General features: G+C 50.7%; 17 protein-coding genes, 1 tRNA gene and 2 pseudogenes. 7 read left to right on the top strand and 13 right to left on the bottom strand.

What is annotated here, in order from left to right:
- Nucleotides 1-184 precede the first annotated feature (184 nt).
- Entirely contained in the window at nt 185-799 is a 615-nt protein-coding gene (locus tag E2L00_RS05920) for a TfoX/Sxy family DNA transformation protein (RefSeq protein ID WP_167608340.1), read from the top strand.
- Here the strand turns inward: E2L00_RS05920 and yccS are convergent.
- Nucleotides 796-2,931 carry a YccS family putative transporter gene (gene yccS / locus E2L00_RS05915; protein ID WP_167608337.1) on the bottom strand — a complete coding sequence of 712 codons (2,136 nt, stop codon included), beginning with the start codon at nt 2,929-2,931 and terminating at the stop codon, nt 796-798. The two genes, E2L00_RS05920 and yccS, sit on opposite strands and share 4 nt — an antisense overlap.
- A 21-nt stretch (nt 2,932-2,952) precedes the next feature.
- Nucleotides 2,953-3,399 carry a YccF domain-containing protein gene (locus tag E2L00_RS05910; RefSeq protein ID WP_167608334.1) on the bottom strand — a complete coding sequence of 149 codons (447 nt, stop codon included), beginning with the start codon at nt 3,397-3,399 and terminating at the stop codon, nt 2,953-2,955.
- 128 nt (nt 3,400-3,527) lie between these two features.
- On the opposite strand from E2L00_RS05910, the gene helD reads away from it, so the two are divergent.
- Nucleotides 3,528-5,582 carry a DNA helicase IV gene (helD, locus tag E2L00_RS05905; protein ID WP_167608331.1) on the top strand — a complete coding sequence of 685 codons (2,055 nt, stop codon included), beginning with the start codon at nt 3,528-3,530 and terminating at the stop codon, nt 5,580-5,582.
- On the opposite strand, the gene mgsA is transcribed toward helD, so the two are convergent.
- Both mgsA and csgI read right to left on the bottom strand, forming a co-directional pair.
- Entirely contained in the window at nt 5,583-6,041 is a 459-nt protein-coding gene (gene mgsA, locus E2L00_RS05900) for a methylglyoxal synthase (protein WP_167608328.1), read from the bottom strand.
- Nucleotides 6,042-6,138: 97 nt separating this feature from the next.
- Nucleotides 6,139-6,804, bottom strand: coding sequence for a curli synthesis inhibitor (gene csgI, locus E2L00_RS05895; protein ID WP_167608325.1), 666 nt, complete (start codon nt 6,802-6,804; stop codon nt 6,139-6,141).
- 187 nt (nt 6,805-6,991) lie between these two features.
- Here csgI and E2L00_RS05890 point away from each other — a divergent pair, with 187 nt between their 5' ends.
- On the top strand, nt 6,992-7,405 hold the full coding sequence (locus tag E2L00_RS05890) for a CoA-binding protein (protein ID WP_167608322.1): 414 nt from the start codon (nt 6,992-6,994) through the stop codon (nt 7,403-7,405).
- Nucleotides 7,406-7,432: 27 nt separating this feature from the next.
- Here the strand turns inward: E2L00_RS05890 and hspQ are convergent, their stop codons facing one another.
- Nucleotides 7,433-7,750 (bottom strand): heat shock protein HspQ, encoded by a 318-nt coding sequence (gene hspQ, locus E2L00_RS05885; RefSeq protein ID WP_167608319.1) that lies wholly within the window; start codon nt 7,748-7,750, stop codon nt 7,433-7,435.
- 62 nt (nt 7,751-7,812) lie between these two features.
- A complete protein-coding gene (gene rlmI / locus E2L00_RS05880) occupies nt 7,813-9,003 on the bottom strand; it encodes a 23S rRNA (cytosine(1962)-C(5))-methyltransferase RlmI (protein ID WP_167608317.1) in 1,191 nt (396 codons plus the stop codon).
- Nucleotides 9,004-9,093: 90 nt separating this feature from the next.
- Here rlmI and yccX point away from each other — a divergent pair, with 90 nt between their 5' ends.
- Entirely contained in the window at nt 9,094-9,375 is a 282-nt protein-coding gene (gene yccX, locus E2L00_RS05875; protein WP_167608314.1) for an acylphosphatase, read from the top strand.
- Between the two features lie 3 nt (nt 9,376-9,378).
- Here yccX and tusE read toward each other — a convergent pair whose 3' ends face one another.
- Together tusE and yccA are read right to left on the bottom strand one after the other, a co-directional pair.
- A complete protein-coding gene (tusE, locus tag E2L00_RS05870) occupies nt 9,379-9,708 on the bottom strand; it encodes a sulfurtransferase TusE (RefSeq protein WP_167609634.1) in 330 nt (109 codons plus the stop codon).
- A gap of 108 nt (nt 9,709-9,816) precedes the next feature.
- Entirely contained in the window at nt 9,817-10,476 is a 660-nt protein-coding gene (gene yccA, locus E2L00_RS05865) for an FtsH protease modulator YccA (protein ID WP_167608311.1), read from the bottom strand.
- 227 nt (nt 10,477-10,703) lie between these two features.
- Between yccA and E2L00_RS05860 the strand changes: the two genes are divergently transcribed.
- Together E2L00_RS05860 and E2L00_RS05855 are read left to right on the top strand one after the other, a co-directional pair.
- Nucleotides 10,704-12,332, top strand: a complete 1,629-nt coding sequence (locus E2L00_RS05860) for an ABC transporter substrate-binding protein (RefSeq protein ID WP_167608308.1) — start codon at nt 10,704-10,706, stop codon at nt 12,330-12,332.
- 139 nt (nt 12,333-12,471) lie between these two features.
- A tRNA-Ser gene (locus tag E2L00_RS05855) sits at nt 12,472-12,559 on the top strand.
- Between the two features lie 77 nt (nt 12,560-12,636).
- Here E2L00_RS05855 and E2L00_RS05850 read toward each other — a convergent pair.
- A pseudogene (locus E2L00_RS05850) lies at nt 12,637-12,817 on the bottom strand (tyrosine-type recombinase/integrase); the annotation flags it as partial.
- Nucleotides 12,818-12,996: 179 nt separating this feature from the next.
- Here E2L00_RS05850 and E2L00_RS05845 point away from each other — a divergent pair.
- Nucleotides 12,997-13,338, top strand: a pseudogene (locus tag E2L00_RS05845) (tail fiber assembly protein); the annotation flags it as partial.
- Between the two features lie 26 nt (nt 13,339-13,364).
- Here the strand turns inward: E2L00_RS05845 and E2L00_RS21545 are convergent.
- From E2L00_RS21545 to melA, 4 genes are all read right to left on the bottom strand, one after another.
- Nucleotides 13,365-13,493 carry an LbetaH domain-containing protein gene (locus E2L00_RS21545; RefSeq protein ID WP_338031907.1) on the bottom strand — a complete coding sequence of 43 codons (129 nt, stop codon included), beginning with the start codon at nt 13,491-13,493 and terminating at the stop codon, nt 13,365-13,367.
- Between the two features lie 1,083 nt (nt 13,494-14,576).
- Entirely contained in the window at nt 14,577-14,831 is a 255-nt protein-coding gene (locus E2L00_RS05835) for a SemiSWEET transporter (protein ID WP_167608305.1), read from the bottom strand.
- Nucleotides 14,832-14,833: 2 nt separating this feature from the next.
- Nucleotides 14,834-16,270: a melibiose:sodium transporter MelB gene (gene melB / locus E2L00_RS05830; protein ID WP_167608302.1), complete on the bottom strand. Its 1,437-nt coding sequence runs from the start codon at nt 16,268-16,270 to the stop codon at nt 14,834-14,836.
- A 92-nt stretch (nt 16,271-16,362) separates the two neighbouring features.
- Nucleotides 16,363-17,718 carry an alpha-galactosidase gene (gene melA / locus E2L00_RS05825; protein WP_167608299.1) on the bottom strand — a complete coding sequence of 452 codons (1,356 nt, stop codon included), beginning with the start codon at nt 17,716-17,718 and terminating at the stop codon, nt 16,363-16,365.
- Between the last annotated feature and the right edge of the window lie 186 nt (nt 17,719-17,904).

Raw genomic sequence — 17,904 nt, 5'->3', positions numbered from 1 at the left:
ACAGTAATCCCTGAGCGAGCAAAGATCAATCTAAATTTCTGAAAGCAACTCGCAAATTCTTTATGTATTTCCCGGAATTGTTAAATTGTTATTGCAGCCGGCAGGCAGGTTAATTATTGTTCTGTTAGTGGAACCGGTAAACAATAAAATCGGAATTTAGTTCATGATAATTAAGGATTTATTCATGAAATTTAAATCATATGACAGGATTCACCAATCACAAAAACACCTCGCGCCGCTGGGCGATATTGACTATCGATCGCAGTTCGGCGGCTATAGCCTCGCCATCGGCAACGTCGTCTTTGCTATGGTGTCAGAGGGAGAACTCTACCTGCGCGCATGCGAGGAAAGCGAAACGTATTTCTTCAGCAAAGCCGCCCTACCGCTCATTTACAACAAGCGTGGCAGACCCATCGTCCTTAATTACTATCGGGTCGATGAAGATCTTTGGCAAAATCCGGACAAGTTGCTGCAGCTTTCTTATGACGCGCTCATTAATGCCCGTCGAGAGAAATCAGTCCGCAAAACGCAAAGGCGACTTAAGGATCTCCCTAACCTTTCGGTAAATATTGAAATATGGCTCTGGGAGGCGGGAATTGCAGATCTGCGTACCCTGCAGGCTTACGGGGCCAGGCGTTCATGGATCAAACTGCGCAGCGTTAAAAAATTCGTGGGCGTAAAAATCCTTCTCGCCCTGGCCGGTGCTATCTCAGGGATTCATGAAGCAGCGCTCCCGGCAGTGACACGCCAGGAGCTGTTAGACTGGTATCATCGTTACGAACAACGTCACAGACGTTAATCGGTGTGATGGACAATATGCTGCTGGAGACGAGATATCTCTGGCAGGAGGGAGACCAGCAGTCCAATTTGCTGCAGCACAAGCGGTTCTTTAGTCTCAGGACCCGGCTCGATATGAGCAATTCTTTCCGACAGCCCCGTGAGCGCGTGTTGCACTCGCTGTTCATCGGCAGGTAAGTGGTGAAGCGCATCGTCAACGTAACAGACAGCATCATCCAGCAGCAACAGGATCTCGCCATTATCAATCTTTTCACGGTGCGCGCCCAGCGCTGAGACATAGCTGTTAAACGTGTGATTTAGACACAATAAACGGAATGCGGTTTCCCGGGTTTCAGGTGCAACCCGGGGTTCTGAGGACATGTTGGACACCACAGAGGCAAGTTCAGCATCGCGGTTGTGCGCATCACGGCGAGCAATACGGTATTCGAGGCGGTTGTCTCTTCCCTGGTGATACTGCTCAAGAATAGCGTCCAGATAACGGCAGTTGGCGTTAAACGCACGTTCTACAACCAGCGGCAGACGGCGGAAACGCCAGTCTGGCCAGATAAAACTTACCGCGGCCCATGCAATCGCACAGCCAAGCAGCGTATCAACCACGCGCGGTAACGCAACCTGGAAACCTTCGCCAAGCAAATTGAAGCACAGCAGCACAAGCAGGGTGATAAACATGGTTGCATGCGCGTACTGAACGTTACGAAACGCGAAGAATAATACGCCGGTGATGACAATCAGGACCAGCTGGCCTTCCAGCGAGGGGACAAACCACAAAATGGGCAGACCTATCGCCACACCCGCGAGCGTGCCGGCAATACGTAAAGCAAGGCGTCTGCGGGTGGCGCTGTAATTCGGCTGGCAGACAAAAAGGCTGGTAAGCAGGATCCAGTAACCGTGCTGTAAGCCCGTAAGCTGGATAAAAGCGTAGCCCACGCAAAGCACCACCGACATACGCACAGCATGACGGAACAGTGCGGAATCAGAGGTCAGATTATGGGTAAGACGCAGCCAGATATCGCTAAATCCCGTTAGCCTGTCGTCAGCAAGGCGGTTCTCAATATCATTTTGCGGGGCGGCAAGAGCCTGTTCGGATTCGATAGTGGCAAGCTGCGCGTCTATGGCGTGCAGGTTACTTAACAGATAGCCCAGCGCCTTCATTTCGCCAGCGGCAACCTGTGCCAGGTTAATTCTTTCAAGGGCGGCTTCAAGATGGGTAAAGGCGCGCTCTAATCTGGCGTCATGCTGGTAGGGAACGCGTAAAAGAATTGAGCGCGAAAGCTGTTGGCAAGCCTGAGACTGCAGCGTTAGCAGGCGTTGAAAACGAAACATAATGTCGCTGTGGCGAAATTTATCCCGTAGAGCCTGATACTGAATATGCGAAGAACTGGCCCGCTCGTGGATATCCTGTGCGACAAAATAGTAGTGCAGGGTGCGCCTGGTGCCACGCTGTCCGCGATCGCCACGTAAGCGAGTCAGCAGGGTGGCTTTTGTCTGGTTCAGCGTAGTTACCAGCCTGCTGTTAGCCATTGCCAGCTCCAGCATTGGCGCGTGGCTTTCCTTTTCAATATCGGGATCAAACAGCGTCGCTTTGATTTCCAGATAATCCGCCAGATGGTCATAACAGCGGGCCAGATTATCCTGCAATGGGCGGATCGGGAAAATAAGATGCCCAGCAAGCGTGAGCAGGTTGTACCACACGGCACCCGCTAACAGAAGTATCGGTTGCTGATACCAGTGCTCGTATAAAGAGATGCCGAGCATCGTGTAAATAGCGATAAGCAAAGCACCAAACGCAATCGTTGCGTAGCGCTGGCCCAGCCCGCCCAGCAGGATGAAACCGCTGGTAGAAAACATCAGCCCCAAGGCAAACAGCCACGGCCAGGGAAACAGCAGTTCTACGGAAGCTGAAGCAATGAAAAAGCTTACCAGCGTTATCAACAGATTTCGCAGACGCCCGGTCAGGCGGTCGTCCAGATCCGCCAGCGCCGCTGCAACCACGCCAAGCGTCAACGGAATAGTCAGTTTGACTTCTCCCAGCCACCAGGGCAGCGCAGCCGTACCGGTCAGAGCGATAAAAATGCGTAAGTTATAAAGCCAGGTGCTGTTCCGGGTATAGCGGTGCAGTAAGGGACTAAGCATTAGTACGCAATTTCCTCTGCGTTACTGAAAACGGCGCTGCGCGTTGGCAGTACGCGCAGCCCGTGCAGTTTCAACGGAGACTACGCGACGGCCGACGGGCCACAGGGCAATGGCGGCGATTTTAAAATTCGCAATTCCCACCGGAATACCAATGAGGGTAACGCATTGTGCTATACCCGTAAGGATATGCATCACGCAAAGCCACCAGCCGAAGAAAACCAGCCAGAAAATGTTCAATAAGGTGCCGCCCGTGTTCATCAGCACGCTTTTACCCTGCGGATTGAGTTCATCGACATGAACAGCTTCATTGCCGTACGGCACAAGGGAAAGCCTGGTTATCTCCCAGCAGGAGCGAGTCAGGGGCATCGTGAAGATAAAGATAATACTGACGAGAGTGGCCAGTAACCAGGAGAGGGTTGTCACGAAACCACCCAGTACAAAGTTCAACACATTAAGGACCGTACGCATAAGCACTCTTCGTTGGTTGATGTCATAAATAAATAACCACAGCAATTGTAACGCGTTTTTACTCTGGAGCGTCATTCCATCGACGGGTAAACTTAGCGACAACTTCTTTCAGATGCAGACAAAGCGTAATGGAACTCAAAGCGACCTCCCTTGGCAAACATTTAGCACAGCATCCTTACAATCGCGTGAAATTACTCAGCGCGGGCGTGGAGGTAAAGGGCGATCGTCACGAATACCTTATCCCATTTAATCAACTGGTGGCGATTAACATCAAGCGCGGGCTGGTCTGGGGGGAACTGGAGTTTGTATTGCCGGAAGATAAAGTTGTGCGCTTGCATGGTACCGAATGGGGCGAAACCCAGCGCTTTTATCGTCAACTGGAAACCCTGTGGCAGACATGGAGCGTGGAAATGAGTGAGGTCGCAGCCCTGGTGCTCAGCGAACAGTATGCCGACATCACCCGACGTACGCTTCAGGAAAAATGGTTTAAGCGCAGCGATATGGAAGCATTACAGCAGAATGTCAGAGCCGCTTTTGCGGCGTTACCTCTGCCTCTGGCAAGGCTTGAAGAATTTGATAATTGCCGTGAAGCCTGGCTGAGCTGCAAGGCGTGGCTGGAACAGGGCGACATGCGCCGCGAGGAGCGCAACGCGGAGTATACCGATCGCATGCTGGAAAAATATGCTGATTTTTTCCAGCGGGTTGAAAGCTCTCCGCTCAATCCTTCTCAGGCGCGCGCCGTGGTAAATGGGGAAGATTCGTTATTAGTTCTGGCAGGAGCGGGGAGTGGCAAAACTTCAGTACTGGTCGCCCGTGCAGGCTGGTTACTGCAACGGGGCGAGGCGACGGAAGATCAAATTCTGCTGCTGGCCTTTGGGCGCCAGGCTGCACAAGAAATGGATCAGCGAATTGCTGAACGCCTGCACACGGATGCGATAACCGCACGCACTTTTCACGCGCTTGCGCTGCATATCATTCAGCAAGGCGGGCGCAAATCGCCGCGTATCAGCGAACTGGAATCGGACACCGCCGCACGCCATCAGCTTTTAATTGAAAGCTGGCGACAGCAGTGTCGTGAGAAAAAAGCCCAGGCAAAAGGGTGGCGTGAATGGTTAAGTGAAGAGCTGGAATGGGACGTGCCCGAAGGCGAATACTGGCAGAACGAACGTTTAGCCAAACGTCTGGCCAGCAGGCTTGACCGCTGGTTGGGGCTGATGCGTATGCACGGGGGTTCGCAGGTAGAAATGATCGCTGCGTGTCCAGAGGAAGTGCGCGACCTGTTTTCAAAACGCGTGAAGCTGATGGCTCCCTTATTAAAAACCTGGAAAAGTACGCTTAAAGCCGAGGAAGCGGTAGATTTCTCAGGTCTGATCCACCAGGCGATTAACGTGCTGGAGAAAGGGCGTTTTATTAGTCCGTGGAAGCACATTCTGGTGGATGAATTCCAGGATATCTCTCCGCAGCGTGCCGCATTGCTGACGGCGCTTCGTCGGCAAAACTCTCACGCATCCCTGTACGCGGTAGGGGATGACTGGCAGGCTATCTACCGTTTCAGCGGTGCGGAAATGGCCCTCACTACGGCGTTTGCGCATCATTTCGGTGAAGGCGATCGGTGCGCGCTGGATACCACCTATCGCTTTAACGATCGCATCGGTGAAATTGCTAATAATTTTATTCAGCAGAACCCAGGCCAGCTTGCTAAGCCATTAAACAGCCTGTCAAAAGGGGATAAAAAATCGGTTACGCTTCTGGCAGACGAGCAGCTCGACAACCTTCTCGATAAGCTCAGCGGCTACGCTAAGCCAGAACAACGCATTCTGGTACTTGCTCGTTATCATCATCTGCGTCCGCCGAGTCTTGAAAAAGCGGCGACGCGCTGGCCAAAACTCAATATTGATTTTATGACCATCCACGCCAGTAAAGGACAGCAGGCGGATTACGTTATCGTGCTGGGATTGCAGCAGGGCAAAGACGGCTTCCCGGCCGCGGCAAGGGAGTCGGTGATGGAACAGGCATTATTGCCGCAGCCGGAAGCGTATCCGGATGCAGAAGAGCGGCGGTTATTATATGTCGCGATGACGCGGGCACGTCATCGCGTTTGGCTACTTTTTAACAAAAAAGAGCCTTCTGATTTTGTCGATATTCTCAGGCGCCTCGGCGTACCGACCGCCAGCCGCCCTTAATTATTTCAGCCTTTCAGCAAGGTAGCGCTGGTAATCCGGGATAAGGATTTCCACAGCCTGGTTAAAACCTGGCGACTGAATAATGAAATCAGCGGTAGAAAGATTAGTTGCCACCGGGATATTCCAGACGGTAGCAAGGCGCAGCAGAGCCTTCACATCCGGATCGTGCGGCACCGCGTTAAGGGGATCCCAGAAGAAAATCAGTACGTCAATTTTCCCTTCCGAAATCAACGCGCCGACCTGTTGATCGCCGCCCATAGGCCCGCTCAGCATGGCGTTAACGTCCAGCCCGCTGGCTCGCTGAATCAAATTACCGGTAGTGCCTGTTGCGTACAGGATATGCGTAGCCAGCGTTGCACGATGACGTTCAACCCACTTCAGCAGCGCTTCTTTACAGTGATCGTGCGCCACCAGCGCAATATGTTTTTTAGCCGCGAGGGTGCGGATGGTTGATTCCATGGAGAAAACCCCGATTGATTAGCGTTGGCTACAGCTTACTGGAAGCCGCTGATGCTGCAAGAGAAGGCGGTAAAAATGTATTCAAAAGGTCACATAATTAAGGCGATGGATGCTCTTTCACCCATTGTAAAAAACGTTCACGAGTCGTTTTATCGGCCTGTACAAACCAGTATTTCAGCCGCTGCTCCGTCAGCGTTTCGGACGGACGAACCGGCGGATCGAGTTCAGAAGTTCTGGAGAGCAACGCGCTGTCATCTGCCATCATTATGGCGAATTGCGGCATCGAAGCGATTTTGCCTGCTTTGTTATATCGCTGGGTATCATTTTCGTAATCGATTCCCTGTGGCGAGGGGTTTGTGGTTAATACGTCAAGTTTGACAGGAATAGCCACCGCGCTGCCATCAAGAAGCTGCAGATGAGGGGCATGGTCAAAAACCTCGCTTTCTTTTTCATTTTCAATACGCGGGAGGTTGAAATTCACCTGGCTTATTCGTTTCGTATCAAAACTCACCACCAAAGGGGCAGAAATATAAAGCCTTTGTTCGTGCGCGTTTGCCCGAATATTTTTTTCGACGCGAAAGACTATCTGGTGCGCGCCGTTGTCCAGCTCAATGCTATCCGCCCCTTTTAATAGCGAACTGGAAACTTTCTTGCCATCAAGCACCAACAAGTCCACGTCGGTGGAAAGCTGTAAGGTGGTTGCCCATCCGGAGAAAGGCAGGAACAGGACGCACCAGAATAACGTATAAGGCCCGATTTTCATTCTTTTCTCCTGCGTCAGCGCGGCCTGAATTACCTGCTCCAGAATGTATCAAAATTTTTCACAATAACGGCTCATTAACATATAGACATATTCTTATTCTTTGCTCTCGCCCATCCGTATGGGAAATATGGTGGGCCAGTAACCTTTGGCTTACACTTTTGATTACTTCATCAAGGCGGAGAGCGTCATGAAACAGACAGATATTGAAAGTATTTTAAAAAATACACATACCATCGCGCTGGTGGGCGCCAGCGATAAGCCCGATCGCCCGAGCTATCGGGTGATGGCATATCTGTTAAATCAGGGCTACGAGGTAATCCCGGTCTCCCCAAAAGTAGCGGGCAAAACGCTGTTGGGTCAGCAGGGCTACGGCAGCCTCGCGGAAATCCCGAAGAAGGTGGATATGGTGGATGTGTTCCGCAATTCCGAAGCCGCATGGGATGTCGCCAAAGAGGCCATAGCCATTGGCGCAAAAACGCTTTGGTTGCAGCTAGGGGTCATAAATGAACAGGCGGCTGTGCTGGCTCAGGATGCTGGTCTGAACGTTGTTATGGACAGATGTCCGGCAATTGAGATCCCGCGGCTTGGGCTAGCTAAATAAGAAAAAACCCGCAGATGCGGGTTTTTGTCAGTTACGCAGGCGAGGTGCCTGAAGCTGCTGCCGTATTGACGCCGCCAGTTCATCCATTGAAGGCTGTTCAGGGTGCTCTTCTTGCGCCTCCCCGCTCAGCTGGGCTTCAGCAAGATAAGTATGCATCGCCTGGCCATCATCATCTTCCATGACAACGTGATACCAGGGCGCGGTACGCAAAGCGTCGTTATCAGCCAGTTCATCTTCCGCTGGTTCATCAAGGGAATACTCAGGATCGATATCAACCACGACTCCTAAGTAACCCAACAACGAATGGCGTACCTGCTGACCAATTCCGAATTTGCTGGCAATCATTGTCACCTCCCGGGAAACGTTATTCTGCATAGAGATATGCGGGCAACTTTCCACTTTTCAAGCTACATGACGCGACAGGCAAACCCTTTCAGATAAAGACCTTCCGGATAGGTTGCGATCACCGGGTGATCGGCCGCCTGACGGAACTGCTCTATAAATTGTACATCACGCCCGGCATCTACGGCGGCATCAGCAATGATTTTCTGGAATAAATCGGTGGTCATCAGGCCGGAACAGGAGAAGGTCATCAAAATGCCGCCCGGGTTCAGAAGCTGAATGGCCAGCATATTGATATCCTTGTAACCGCGGCAGGCGCCCATCAACTGATTTTTGTTTTCTACAAACTTTGGCGGGTCCATCACGATAACGTCGAACTTCTCGCCCCCGTCGCGATATTTACGCAGCAGTTTGAAAACATCATCACGCAGGAATTGAGCTTTGCTGAGATCCAGCTTATTCAGCTCGACGTTTTGCTTTGCGATGTCCAGCGCGTCCTGCGAAGTATCAACGCTCACCACCTGGCTGCAGCCGCCCATCAAAGCAGAAACGGCGAAACCGCCGGTATAGGAGAAGCAGTTCAGAACACGTTTATCTTTAACGTACTGGCGCGTGGCAAAGCGGCTGTCGCGCTGATCGAGGTAATAACCCGTTTTGTGACCGCCTTTAATATCCACCAGCAGCTTCATGCCGTGTTCTTCAATTGGCAGCAGCTCAGGCGGTAACTCACCGCTAATCGGGCCCTGCGTTAGTTCCATACCTTCTTTTTTACGCACGGCAACGTCTGAACGATCATAAATGGCGCATGCCGGATAGAGATTTTGCAGCGCTGCAACCAGGGCCGGGCGCTGGTATTCGGCGCCAGCTGAGAGCAGTTGCAGCACGAGGAAATTGCCGAAGCGGTCGATAGTCACGCCAGGCAGTCCGTCGGACTCTCCGGCGATAAGACGGTAGCTGTCCAGCCCGTCACGCTTAGCAAGCCATTCCCGCCACTGCTGCGCCTGCTGCAGACGGCGAGTGAAAAAGGCGATATCGATGCTTTCGTTAGCATCAAATGTCCACACGCGGGCGCGGATTTGCGAAGAGGGAGAGTAGGCTGCACGCGCTAACCACTTACCCTGGCTGTCGACGATATCAATGGTTTCGCCGAGATTGGCTTTTCCTTCCAGGCGAGCGACTGCACCAGAAAACACCCACGGATGACGGCGCAATAAAGATTTTTCGCGCCCTTTGGTTAACACTAAACGTACGGTCATATTTTGTTATGCTGTTTTGCTAAGAATTGGGCGTCATTTTCCGGGTTACACCGTAGAAATGCAACGCAAGAACCCTAAACGGAGGAAGTTATGGCATCAGTATGCACGCTTGCCTGGGTCCACGGTATGGTTCAGGGGGTTGGTTTTCGCTACAGTACGCAGCACGAAGCACAGAAGCTGGGCCTTACCGGCTACGCGCGCAATATGGATGACGGCAGCGTTGAAGTGCTGGCCTGTGGTGAAGCGGAGCAGGTTGAACAGCTTGTCGACTGGCTGAAAGCGGGAGGGCCACGCAGCGCCAGGGTTGATAAAGTGCTCACAGAACCTCACCAACCCGACAGAGAATGGACCAACTTTGGGATCCGCTACTAAATACTAAATACATTTCACCGGCTTGGGCAGGCCTGCAATTTTGGTGGCTTGCTTAGCCGGGCCTTTTGGAAAGAGGCAATACAGGTAGCGACTGTTACCTTTTTCCTCGCCAAATTTGTTAGCCATAGCCTTAACCAGCATGCGAATCGCCGGAGAGGTGTTAAATTCCAGATAGAATTCGCGCACGAAACGCACCACTTCCCAGTGCTCCACCGCGAGCGTAATCCCTTCTTTTTCCGCGATAACCACGGCAAGCGGCTCGCTCCATTCCGCGCTGTTTTTCAGATACCCATCAGCATCTGTTGCTATTTCTTTTCCTTCGAACGTCAACATAGTCATCTGCAACCTTAATCAAACTGCGCGCAGTGTAACAAATTTGCTCGCTCAGAAAAAACAAAGCCCCGCATGGCGGGGCTATGGTTCAGTTGAGAAACGCTGCCGTTAATCGCGGCTGGCGAAACCCAGAATGCTCAACAAGCTGATGAAGATATTGTACAGGGAAACGTACAGGCTCACCGTAGCACGAATATAGTTTGTTTCACCGCCGCGGATGATATTGCTGGTCTCAAACAGGATGGCACCCGAGGAGATCAGAATAAACACCGCGCTGATAGCCAGATGTAACGCAGGCAGCTGCAGGAAGATATTCGCGACCATGCCAACCAGCACTACCACGACGCCCGCCATTAACATTCCACCCAGGAAAGACATGTCTTTACGGGTTGTCAGAACGTAAGCAGAGCAGCAGAAGAATACCAGGGCAGTACCGCCCAGCGCCATACCAATGACGTCGCCCATACCGGCAGACAGATAGGCGTTAAGGATCGGTCCCAGGATATAGCCAAGGAAACCGGTAAAGGCAAAAGCTGCAATAATCCCGGTTGGCTTATTTGCCAGGCGGTAGGTCAGAAACATCAGGCCATACATACCAACCAGCGTCAGGATCAGACCCGGCGAAGGCAGCATCAGCACGGTGCTGGCCGTGGCAACTAACGCAGAGAAGGCCAGCGTCAGGCTGAGCAGGAAATAGGTATTACGGAGCACCTTGTGAGTGCTTAGCAGTGACGAACGGCCACGCGAGGAGGTAATTATGCGATCCATTCAGAAACTCTCTCTTATTACAGGTGGATATGGTGATGGAGAATAAGCGGCACCTTTATTGCACAAAAGCTTTTTTACCCATCTTTACCTGTCATTGTCAAAAAAACCGTTCAGAAAGCGTTCCATATTTGTCCCTTATAGGTTCCTGAAAAATATTGCATTAACGCGCGGTCATGACTAAAAGTGGTAGCCGTACCGTCATTAATAACTCAAACAAGGCGCGTTTAATGAAAGCAAACTACAACACGTTCATCAAATCGATTATCGCCCTGAGCCTGATTAGTGCAGCTTCTTCTGGTGCCTGGGCCGCAAATGTACCGCAAGGAACGGAACTCGCAACAAAGCAGGAGCTTGTCCGTAACAACGGCAGCGAACCCGCTTCCCTGGATCCCCATAAGGTCGAAAGTGATGTTGAATTTAATCTCATCAGCGACTTTTTCGACGGTCTGGTAGCCGTGCGCCGCGACGGTTCAATTGAGCCGCGCCTGGCAGAAAAATGGGAAGAGAAAGGCAGCACCGTCTGGACGTTCCATTTACGTCCGGGTATTAAATGGTCGAATGGTCAGCCGATTACGGCTGAAGATGTTGTCTGGAGCTGGCAACGTCTGGTCGATCCGAAAACAGCTTCTCCTTATGCAAGCTATCTCGGCAATATGCATCTGCAAAATGCGGCGGAAATCGCGCAGGGGACTAAAACTGCGGATACGCTCGGCATCAAAGCACTGGATGACAGCACGCTTCAGATAACCCTCACCCAGCCGACAGCCGCGTTCCTTGCCATGCTGGCGCATCCATCGCTGGTGCCTGTGGATAAAACTCTTCTTGAAAAGTTTGGCGAGAAATGGACCCAGCCCGGTAATTTCGTCGGCAGCGGGGCATACAAGCCTGTTCAATGGGTGGTGAATGAAAAAATCGTTGCTGAAAGAAATGCTCAATACTGGGACAACAAACACACCGTTATTAATAAGGTAACGTATCTGCCGATCGGTTCCGAGACGGCAGATATCAATCGTTATAAGGCAGGTGAAATTGATATCGTTTACTCCCTGCCGCAAACCTTGTTTGCTTCTCTGAAAAAATCCATGCCGGATCAGGTGCACGTTACGCCAAAACTTGCGACCTATTATTTTGAATTTAATACCACCAAAGCGCCATTTAATGATGCACGGGTTCGCAGAGCGCTGAACATGGCGCTGGATAAGGATATTATCGCGGATAAGGTGCTGGGGCAGGGACAAATCCCCGCCTGGGTCATTAGCCAGAAAAAAATCGGTGGGGTAGAGCTTAAATCGCCCGACTACGCAAGCTGGAGCCACGAGAAACGGGTTGAAGAGGCGAAACATCTGCTGGAAGCAGCAGGATATAATGCTGCGCATCCGTTAAGTTTCAACCTACTGTACAACACTTCTGAAAACCATAAACGCATCGCCATTGCGGTCAGTTCAATGTGGAGCAAGAACCTGGGGGTGGTCGCAAGGCTGCAAAATCAGGAATGGAAAACCATGCTCGATACTATGCACAGCGGCAATTTCGATATGGTGCGGTATGCGTGGATAGCGGATTACGATGACGCATCCACCTTCCTGAACAACTTCCGCACCGGCGATAGCGAAAACACTTCCCAGTATACCAATGCCAGGTTTGATGAAGCGTTAAAGAACGCTGCGAAAGCGGATAATGTCGAGGCTCGTGGGAAATTTTACCAACAGGCGGAAAATCAGCTTGCTCAGGATGTGCCGGCCATCCCGGTTTATCACTATGTACTGGCTCAGCTGGTAAAACCTTTCGTGGGGGGATACGCGCCCGGTAACCTTGGCTTCTACTACACAAAGGATATGTACATCAAAAAACACTAAATACTTCCGCAAGCGATGTCGATAAACCGGTCAAATTGTTGATGTTTCAGCCAAACGATGCAAATTTGCTTGTTTTTCAGGCGAACGAACAAAATCATGCTTTACATGAAGTATGGGTATGTTTATAGTTCGCCTCGTTGGAAGTGTGGCCGAGCGGTTGAAGGCACCGGTCTTGAAAACCGGCGACCCGAAAGGGTTCCAGAGTTCGAATCTCTGCGCTTCCGCCAACATTATCAAGGGGTTGCCGAAAGGCGACCCCTTTTGCTTTTGGGGTGTTGGTATATTTACCTGGTATATTCTTGCTTTACGCACCCGTTTTCCCTTCCTCTTTAGCCATCATCGGCACATCCAACGTAGGTGAAATTTTCACCTTGCGATCATAAGTATTAACCTGACTTTCTGTCTTGTGCCCGGAGAAAAGCTGTTTCATTTAGGGAACCTCCTTCATAGTCCGAAATCGCCTTTGCCTTGAGGTCATGAAACGTTCCGGGGATAGAGCGCCCAATCTCCAGCACGACTGCTTTCTTTGCTTATTGCACCAGGTAGTGAACATTTTTTATTCCTTTTGCCGCCAGATGGTTCAGGGATCTGGCAGCTCACCGGCTAATCAGTTTTTTGGGTAGCGAGATCCACGGCCGCGCGTAAACGCGGCGATTACAACACTCAGACAGGGCAGGCTATTGCAAGTAGCCAATTGAGTGCCTGGCCTGATGCTGCTGTTTCTGTTGCCTTGCTGGCAATTATCAAGTATGGAACGGGGGATAATGGGGTAAAAGACAAGGAAGCGGAACGGAATGCCCAGCCTGAAGCCGCATCACAAGAGAGGAATGTGCTACTTGATCGCACCGTGAAAAGAATCGGCCCGCTACAGAACGCCGCCGATCTTAATATCGCAGCAGAAGAACAGCAGAAGGTATCGCTGGAACGGGGAAAATATTTTCTTCTATTAACCCGCGTTGATATCACAACGGATCCTGATATTTTATGGCCAGATAAGCCAGTGTAGGAATAAGGAAAATAATTTAGGGAGAATTACTGCTCCCTTATCACACAAGTATGTTCTCTTTTTGTGTAGTATATGCAGTTATCAGGTATGTTTTTGTTAATGAACGACATGGCTCCTATTTTTACGTTACTGCCTATGGTTAAATTATCAGAGATTATGCAACTATTCGCGCCGATAACTACATTGTCGCCAATGGTAATCTTATACTCATCATCATTTTTACCGGGTGTTTTAATTCCGATTGTCGTGTTTTTCTTAATATGAAATTTTCACCAATATCACAATATGAGGAAACGACAATGCCATTATAATGCGCAATGAAGAGCCCTGGTTTTATTCCCGCACAGAGGCCAATTTCGGTATTGTATTTTTTCATCAGTCGCCTGTTCAAAAAGGTGGCAGGCTTATTTCCCCTCTTCCCATTTGTAGAATAAATGTATGAGGCTATGCGCCACCAAAAAAGGAACCTGCGTTTCGGTTGACGCCATGCGTGACGACAAGCCCTGCTCCATGAAAATTTTTTGTCTCTTCCCCCAATTACTTCTACCCTGAGGCATTCTTTTAAAAATTACTTCTCCACAATTTCATCTCATCTTATATAACACGTAAGGTTTGCAATGATACGAATATTGCAAACCTTGTAAACAACATCATTAAAAATCAGCCGGATGGACAGTCATAACAGTAAAGACCGCGGAAGTGCTCATCCATCTCGTAGCCAGGGGGACGCGACATGCTGTATTTTGCCGGGCAGGGTATTCAGCAGCCGTGGTAGATGAAGCGTTATTAAGATTTGCTGACGAGCAGAGAAACAGCTATCTAATGATTAAGGCGTGAAGCAGGACATAATAACTGATTCATTCCTCTACAGCCTCATTCGCACAAAAATTAACCGCAAAAAGCGTTTGCAGGAATTTTATATCCACGCATTTATCAAGAAAGGGTTGATAGACGAACTTGCCGTAAACGGTTATCCCGGTGATTTTGATAAAGGTAAAATTACGAAGCTGTAGCAGCTATAAAAGGCAAGCGCTTGTTATTAAGTTCGTATGGCCTGGCCAGCCCTGGCAACCAGCGGCCCGAAAGGGTTCCAGAGTGCTAAGCTTTGCGCTTCTGCCAACGTTTAAGCCCGAGCTTGTAACAAGCCCGGGCTTTTTCGTTTTTGCCGCAATAATCCTTAAGCTGACATAATCTAAAGCAGATTCTGATTTCCTTCAGCGCTTTCCCGCTAAGCAGCATTATCCTTTACGATATTTCATCACCAGAATCGGCAAGGCGAACACCAGCGTTAAAAAATTCGCCATACTCACGGCCGCATCTCCAATCAGCAGCCCATAAACCAGCCATATCACCAGCCCAGTAACAAACATCACATACATCAGCCCGGAAATTCCCTGCGTATTTTGGGTAGTGATAACTTTAAATGCCTGCGGCAAAAAAGAGAGCGTCGTCAGACTTGCCGCCAGATAACCAATCGTTGAAGTCCAGTCCATGGTTACGCCTTCATATCGCCAACTGCTACAACAGACGCAGGAATAGCCGGTGTCTCAGGTTGCACTTCGGCCTGTGGCATTTTACGGTACTTATCCAGCAGGAGGATCTGAACCTTACGCAGCGTATCGCCATTCAGGCGGTAGAAGCGGAAGTAGAGGACGAGTGTTATCATGAAAAACAGTGCTGGCAGCGCAATCATGATGAACTGCATCCCCTGAATCGTTTGTGCAGACTGAGCGATATTCGGGACATAGCCAATCAATCCCAGCACAATGGCGATAAATAACGCCGCAAACGCCGAGCCGCCTTTCACCACCATGGTTTGTACAGAATAGGCGATACTCTCACAGCGAACATTGAGTTTACATTCGCCGTAATCGACGGTGTCAGCCACCATAATGACCTGCAATACCCAGAAGAGCGCGGTTCCTGTGTTCATCAAAATCCCTGCGACCACAATCAGAGCAGCGTGATGGCTCCCCGCTAACGCCATCGCAAAGAGTACGCCGCAGCTCAGAACCGGCAACATTGATGCACCTGCCCACAAAATACGGCGAGACAGCATTTTCACCAGCCGGGGGAAGAGGATCAGCGTCAACAGGTTCGCGGCGCCTGCGTAGGACATGTAATACGGGAAAAGATCGGCATTACCAATAACATAAGTGAAGTAGTAGATAGCAAAGCCGCTGATAATATTAGAAGCAATATTATAGGCCAGCGCCATGCCCAGCAGGCACGAAAGCTGATCGTTCTTGTAAATCAGTCCGACAACGGATTTTAGCGACAGTCGGGAACTGTCAGCGGTGGCGTCACTGTCGGAGGAAAAGACTTCATGCACGTTACGCAGCGTGACGATAGTCGAGGCGATGAAGAATGCGATCAGCACCAGCGTAAACATCTGAAAACCAAAACCCCGATCCGCACCGCCCACATAATTCACAAACGGCAGCGTCACCCCGGCGGTTACAAACCCGGCCAGGCTGGCGAAGAAGCGTGGGAAAGGCACCAGCTGTTCGCGTTCACGTTTGTCGAGAGTAATAGTCGGCACCAGCGACCAGAACGGAATATCCATGATGGTATAGGTCATGCCCCACAAAATGTAGGTTACGCAGACGAAGACAATCTGGGTTGTGCCTTCAAAAAGATGCGCACTAAAAAGCAGAAACAGCACCAGCGAGTTGGCTAAAGTGCCAATAAAAATCCACGGCTTAAATTTCCCCCATCGCGAACGCGTGGCGTTAACAATCCAGCCCATAATGGGATCGTTTATCGCATCCCAGATTCGCGCCACCAAAAATAGCGTCCCGATGAGCCCCATCGATAATCCCACCACATCGGTGTAGTAATACATCAGGTACATATACACAATGCCGATAGCGAAATCCTTACCAAACGCTCCGAATCCATAACTGAGTTTTGTTGTCGTTGAAATGCTCATAGGGTACCGGGTCGCTGTTGCCAGCGCCTGCCTTCTGTAATTGGAAACGTTAGTCGTTGAACGCCGGACTTATCGCCCGGCGTTGCGGGGTATTAGCGGTGGAGCCAGGCCGGTAGCCAGTCGCCATGTGCGGCAATCAGGTCATCTACCAGCGCATAAATCTCTTCAATGCCCAGCACGGCAGCCGTGTGGGGATCCATCATCGCCGCGTGATAAACGCGATCGCGGTTTTCCGTCAGGATGGCTTCGGTAAGCAGCGTTTGCACATTAATATTAGTTTGCATCATCGCCGCCAGATGCGAAGGAATAGTCCCCACCTTCGTCGGCTGAATCCCGTTCGCATCGACCAGGCAGGCCACTTCCACGCAGCTGCCCTGCGGCAGGTTGTCGATTAACGCATCGTTACGAACGTTGCCATAAATCACGCTCGGCTCGCCTGTCCAAATCGCGTTCATAATGGTGCTGGCATATTCCCGCGACGGTTTAATATCAATTCGATCGGCGGTTTTGTACTCATCCAGCTCTTTATGCCAGTTCGCCAGCTGCTCCACACAGCGTTTCGGATACTCATCCAACGGGACTTTATAGCGCTCGATTAAATCTTCACGTCCCGGTTTGATAAACCACGGTGTGTATTCGGCAAAGTGCTCCGACGATTCCGTTACGAAATAACCCAGCTTTTTGAACATTTCATAACGCACGATGTTTTGACAACGTTCGTTACCGTGGATATTCGGTTGTGGCGCCTGCCCGGTTTCATACGCCGCCAGCAGTTCCGGGTAAAGATTCACATAAGTGCCATCGGCCGTTTTGCGCTCCAGCTCAAGGTAGAACGCCATGTGATTGATCCCGGCACAGCGGTAGCGCAAAGAAGCAGGATCGAGATCCAGGTCGTGCGCCAGCTCTTCTGCCGTTCCCTGTACAGAGTGGCACAGACCTATCTGCCTGATATGCGGATAACGGGCATACATCGCCCAAGTGTTCATCGCCATTGGGTTAACGTAGTTAAGCATTGTGGCGTTTGGACAGACTTCGGTCATGTCCTCGCAAATCTGCCACAGGTGCGGGATGGTGCGCAGAGCACGCATAATGCCGCCCGGGCCGAGCGTATCGGCGATGGTCTGTTCCAGGCCGTGACGCTTACAGACCTCAAAATCGGTGACGGTGCACGGTTCATAACCGCCTATCTGGAAGGCAACCACCACGAAGTCAGCATCCTGCAGAGCCTTTTTCTGGTTGGTATGGCAGGTAATATGGCCGGAAGCCCCGGCAGAATCCATCAGCTTGCGCACGACAATATGCGACTCTTCAAGACGAGTCGCGTCGATATCCATCAACGCAATATGCGCCGATCTCAGCGCCTCGCGGTGAAAAACATCGCCGAGGATATTTTTCACGAAAATAGTCGAACCAGCGCCGATAAAGGTAATTTTGGGTGCAGACATCATGACTCTCCAGAAGGTTGTTGAACAAGATCATGGTGGCACGCTAACCGGATGAAAACTTCCGTTTTCCCTGATGAGTATTCCCATAAACTCAGATCCTATGCTGGCTGACAGGAGATCTGAGTTTTTGGGACAAAATAACGTAAAAAGCAGAGTATCTGGCCTTGCAGCCAGGCTACTATCTATAAT

It is taken from the genome of Cedecea colo, from assembly GCF_011808225.1.
Lineage (GTDB): Bacteria > Pseudomonadota > Gammaproteobacteria > Enterobacterales > Enterobacteriaceae > Dryocola > Dryocola colo.
The sequence above is the reverse complement of the archived record's forward strand: the minus strand, read 5'-3'. Positions and strand labels throughout refer to the sequence as shown.

Excerpts from the sequence above, each read along its gene's own strand:
- E2L00_RS05890 (WP_167608322.1), top strand. The coding sequence starts at position 6,992 with ATGAAACAGACAGATATTGAAAGTATTTTAAAAAATACACATACCATC.
- yccA (WP_167608311.1), bottom strand. The coding sequence starts at position 10,476 with ATGGATCGCATAATTACCTCCTCGCGTGGCCGTTCGTCACTGCTAAGC.
- hspQ (WP_167608319.1), bottom strand. The coding sequence starts at position 7,750 with ATGATTGCCAGCAAATTCGGAATTGGTCAGCAGGTACGCCATTCGTTG.
- melB (WP_167608302.1), bottom strand. The coding sequence starts at position 16,270 with ATGAGCATTTCAACGACAACAAAACTCAGTTATGGATTCGGAGCGTTT.
- yccX (WP_167608314.1), top strand. The coding sequence starts at position 9,094 with ATGGCATCAGTATGCACGCTTGCCTGGGTCCACGGTATGGTTCAGGGG.
- helD (WP_167608331.1), top strand. The coding sequence starts at position 3,528 with ATGGAACTCAAAGCGACCTCCCTTGGCAAACATTTAGCACAGCATCCT.
- E2L00_RS05910 (WP_167608334.1), bottom strand. The coding sequence starts at position 3,399 with ATGCGTACGGTCCTTAATGTGTTGAACTTTGTACTGGGTGGTTTCGTG.
- mgsA (WP_167608328.1), bottom strand. The coding sequence starts at position 6,041 with ATGGAATCAACCATCCGCACCCTCGCGGCTAAAAAACATATTGCGCTG.
- rlmI (WP_167608317.1), bottom strand. The coding sequence starts at position 9,003 with ATGACCGTACGTTTAGTGTTAACCAAAGGGCGCGAAAAATCTTTATTG.
- yccS (WP_167608337.1), bottom strand. The coding sequence starts at position 2,931 with ATGCTTAGTCCCTTACTGCACCGCTATACCCGGAACAGCACCTGGCTT.
- E2L00_RS05860 (WP_167608308.1), top strand. The coding sequence starts at position 10,704 with ATGAAAGCAAACTACAACACGTTCATCAAATCGATTATCGCCCTGAGC.
- E2L00_RS05835 (WP_167608305.1), bottom strand. The coding sequence starts at position 14,831 with ATGGACTGGACTTCAACGATTGGTTATCTGGCGGCAAGTCTGACGACG.
- tusE (WP_167609634.1), bottom strand. The coding sequence starts at position 9,708 with ATGTTGACGTTCGAAGGAAAAGAAATAGCAACAGATGCTGATGGGTAT.
- E2L00_RS05920 (WP_167608340.1), top strand. The coding sequence starts at position 185 with ATGAAATTTAAATCATATGACAGGATTCACCAATCACAAAAACACCTC.
- melA (WP_167608299.1), bottom strand. The coding sequence starts at position 17,718 with ATGATGTCTGCACCCAAAATTACCTTTATCGGCGCTGGTTCGACTATT.
- csgI (WP_167608325.1), bottom strand. The coding sequence starts at position 6,804 with ATGAAAATCGGGCCTTATACGTTATTCTGGTGCGTCCTGTTCCTGCCT.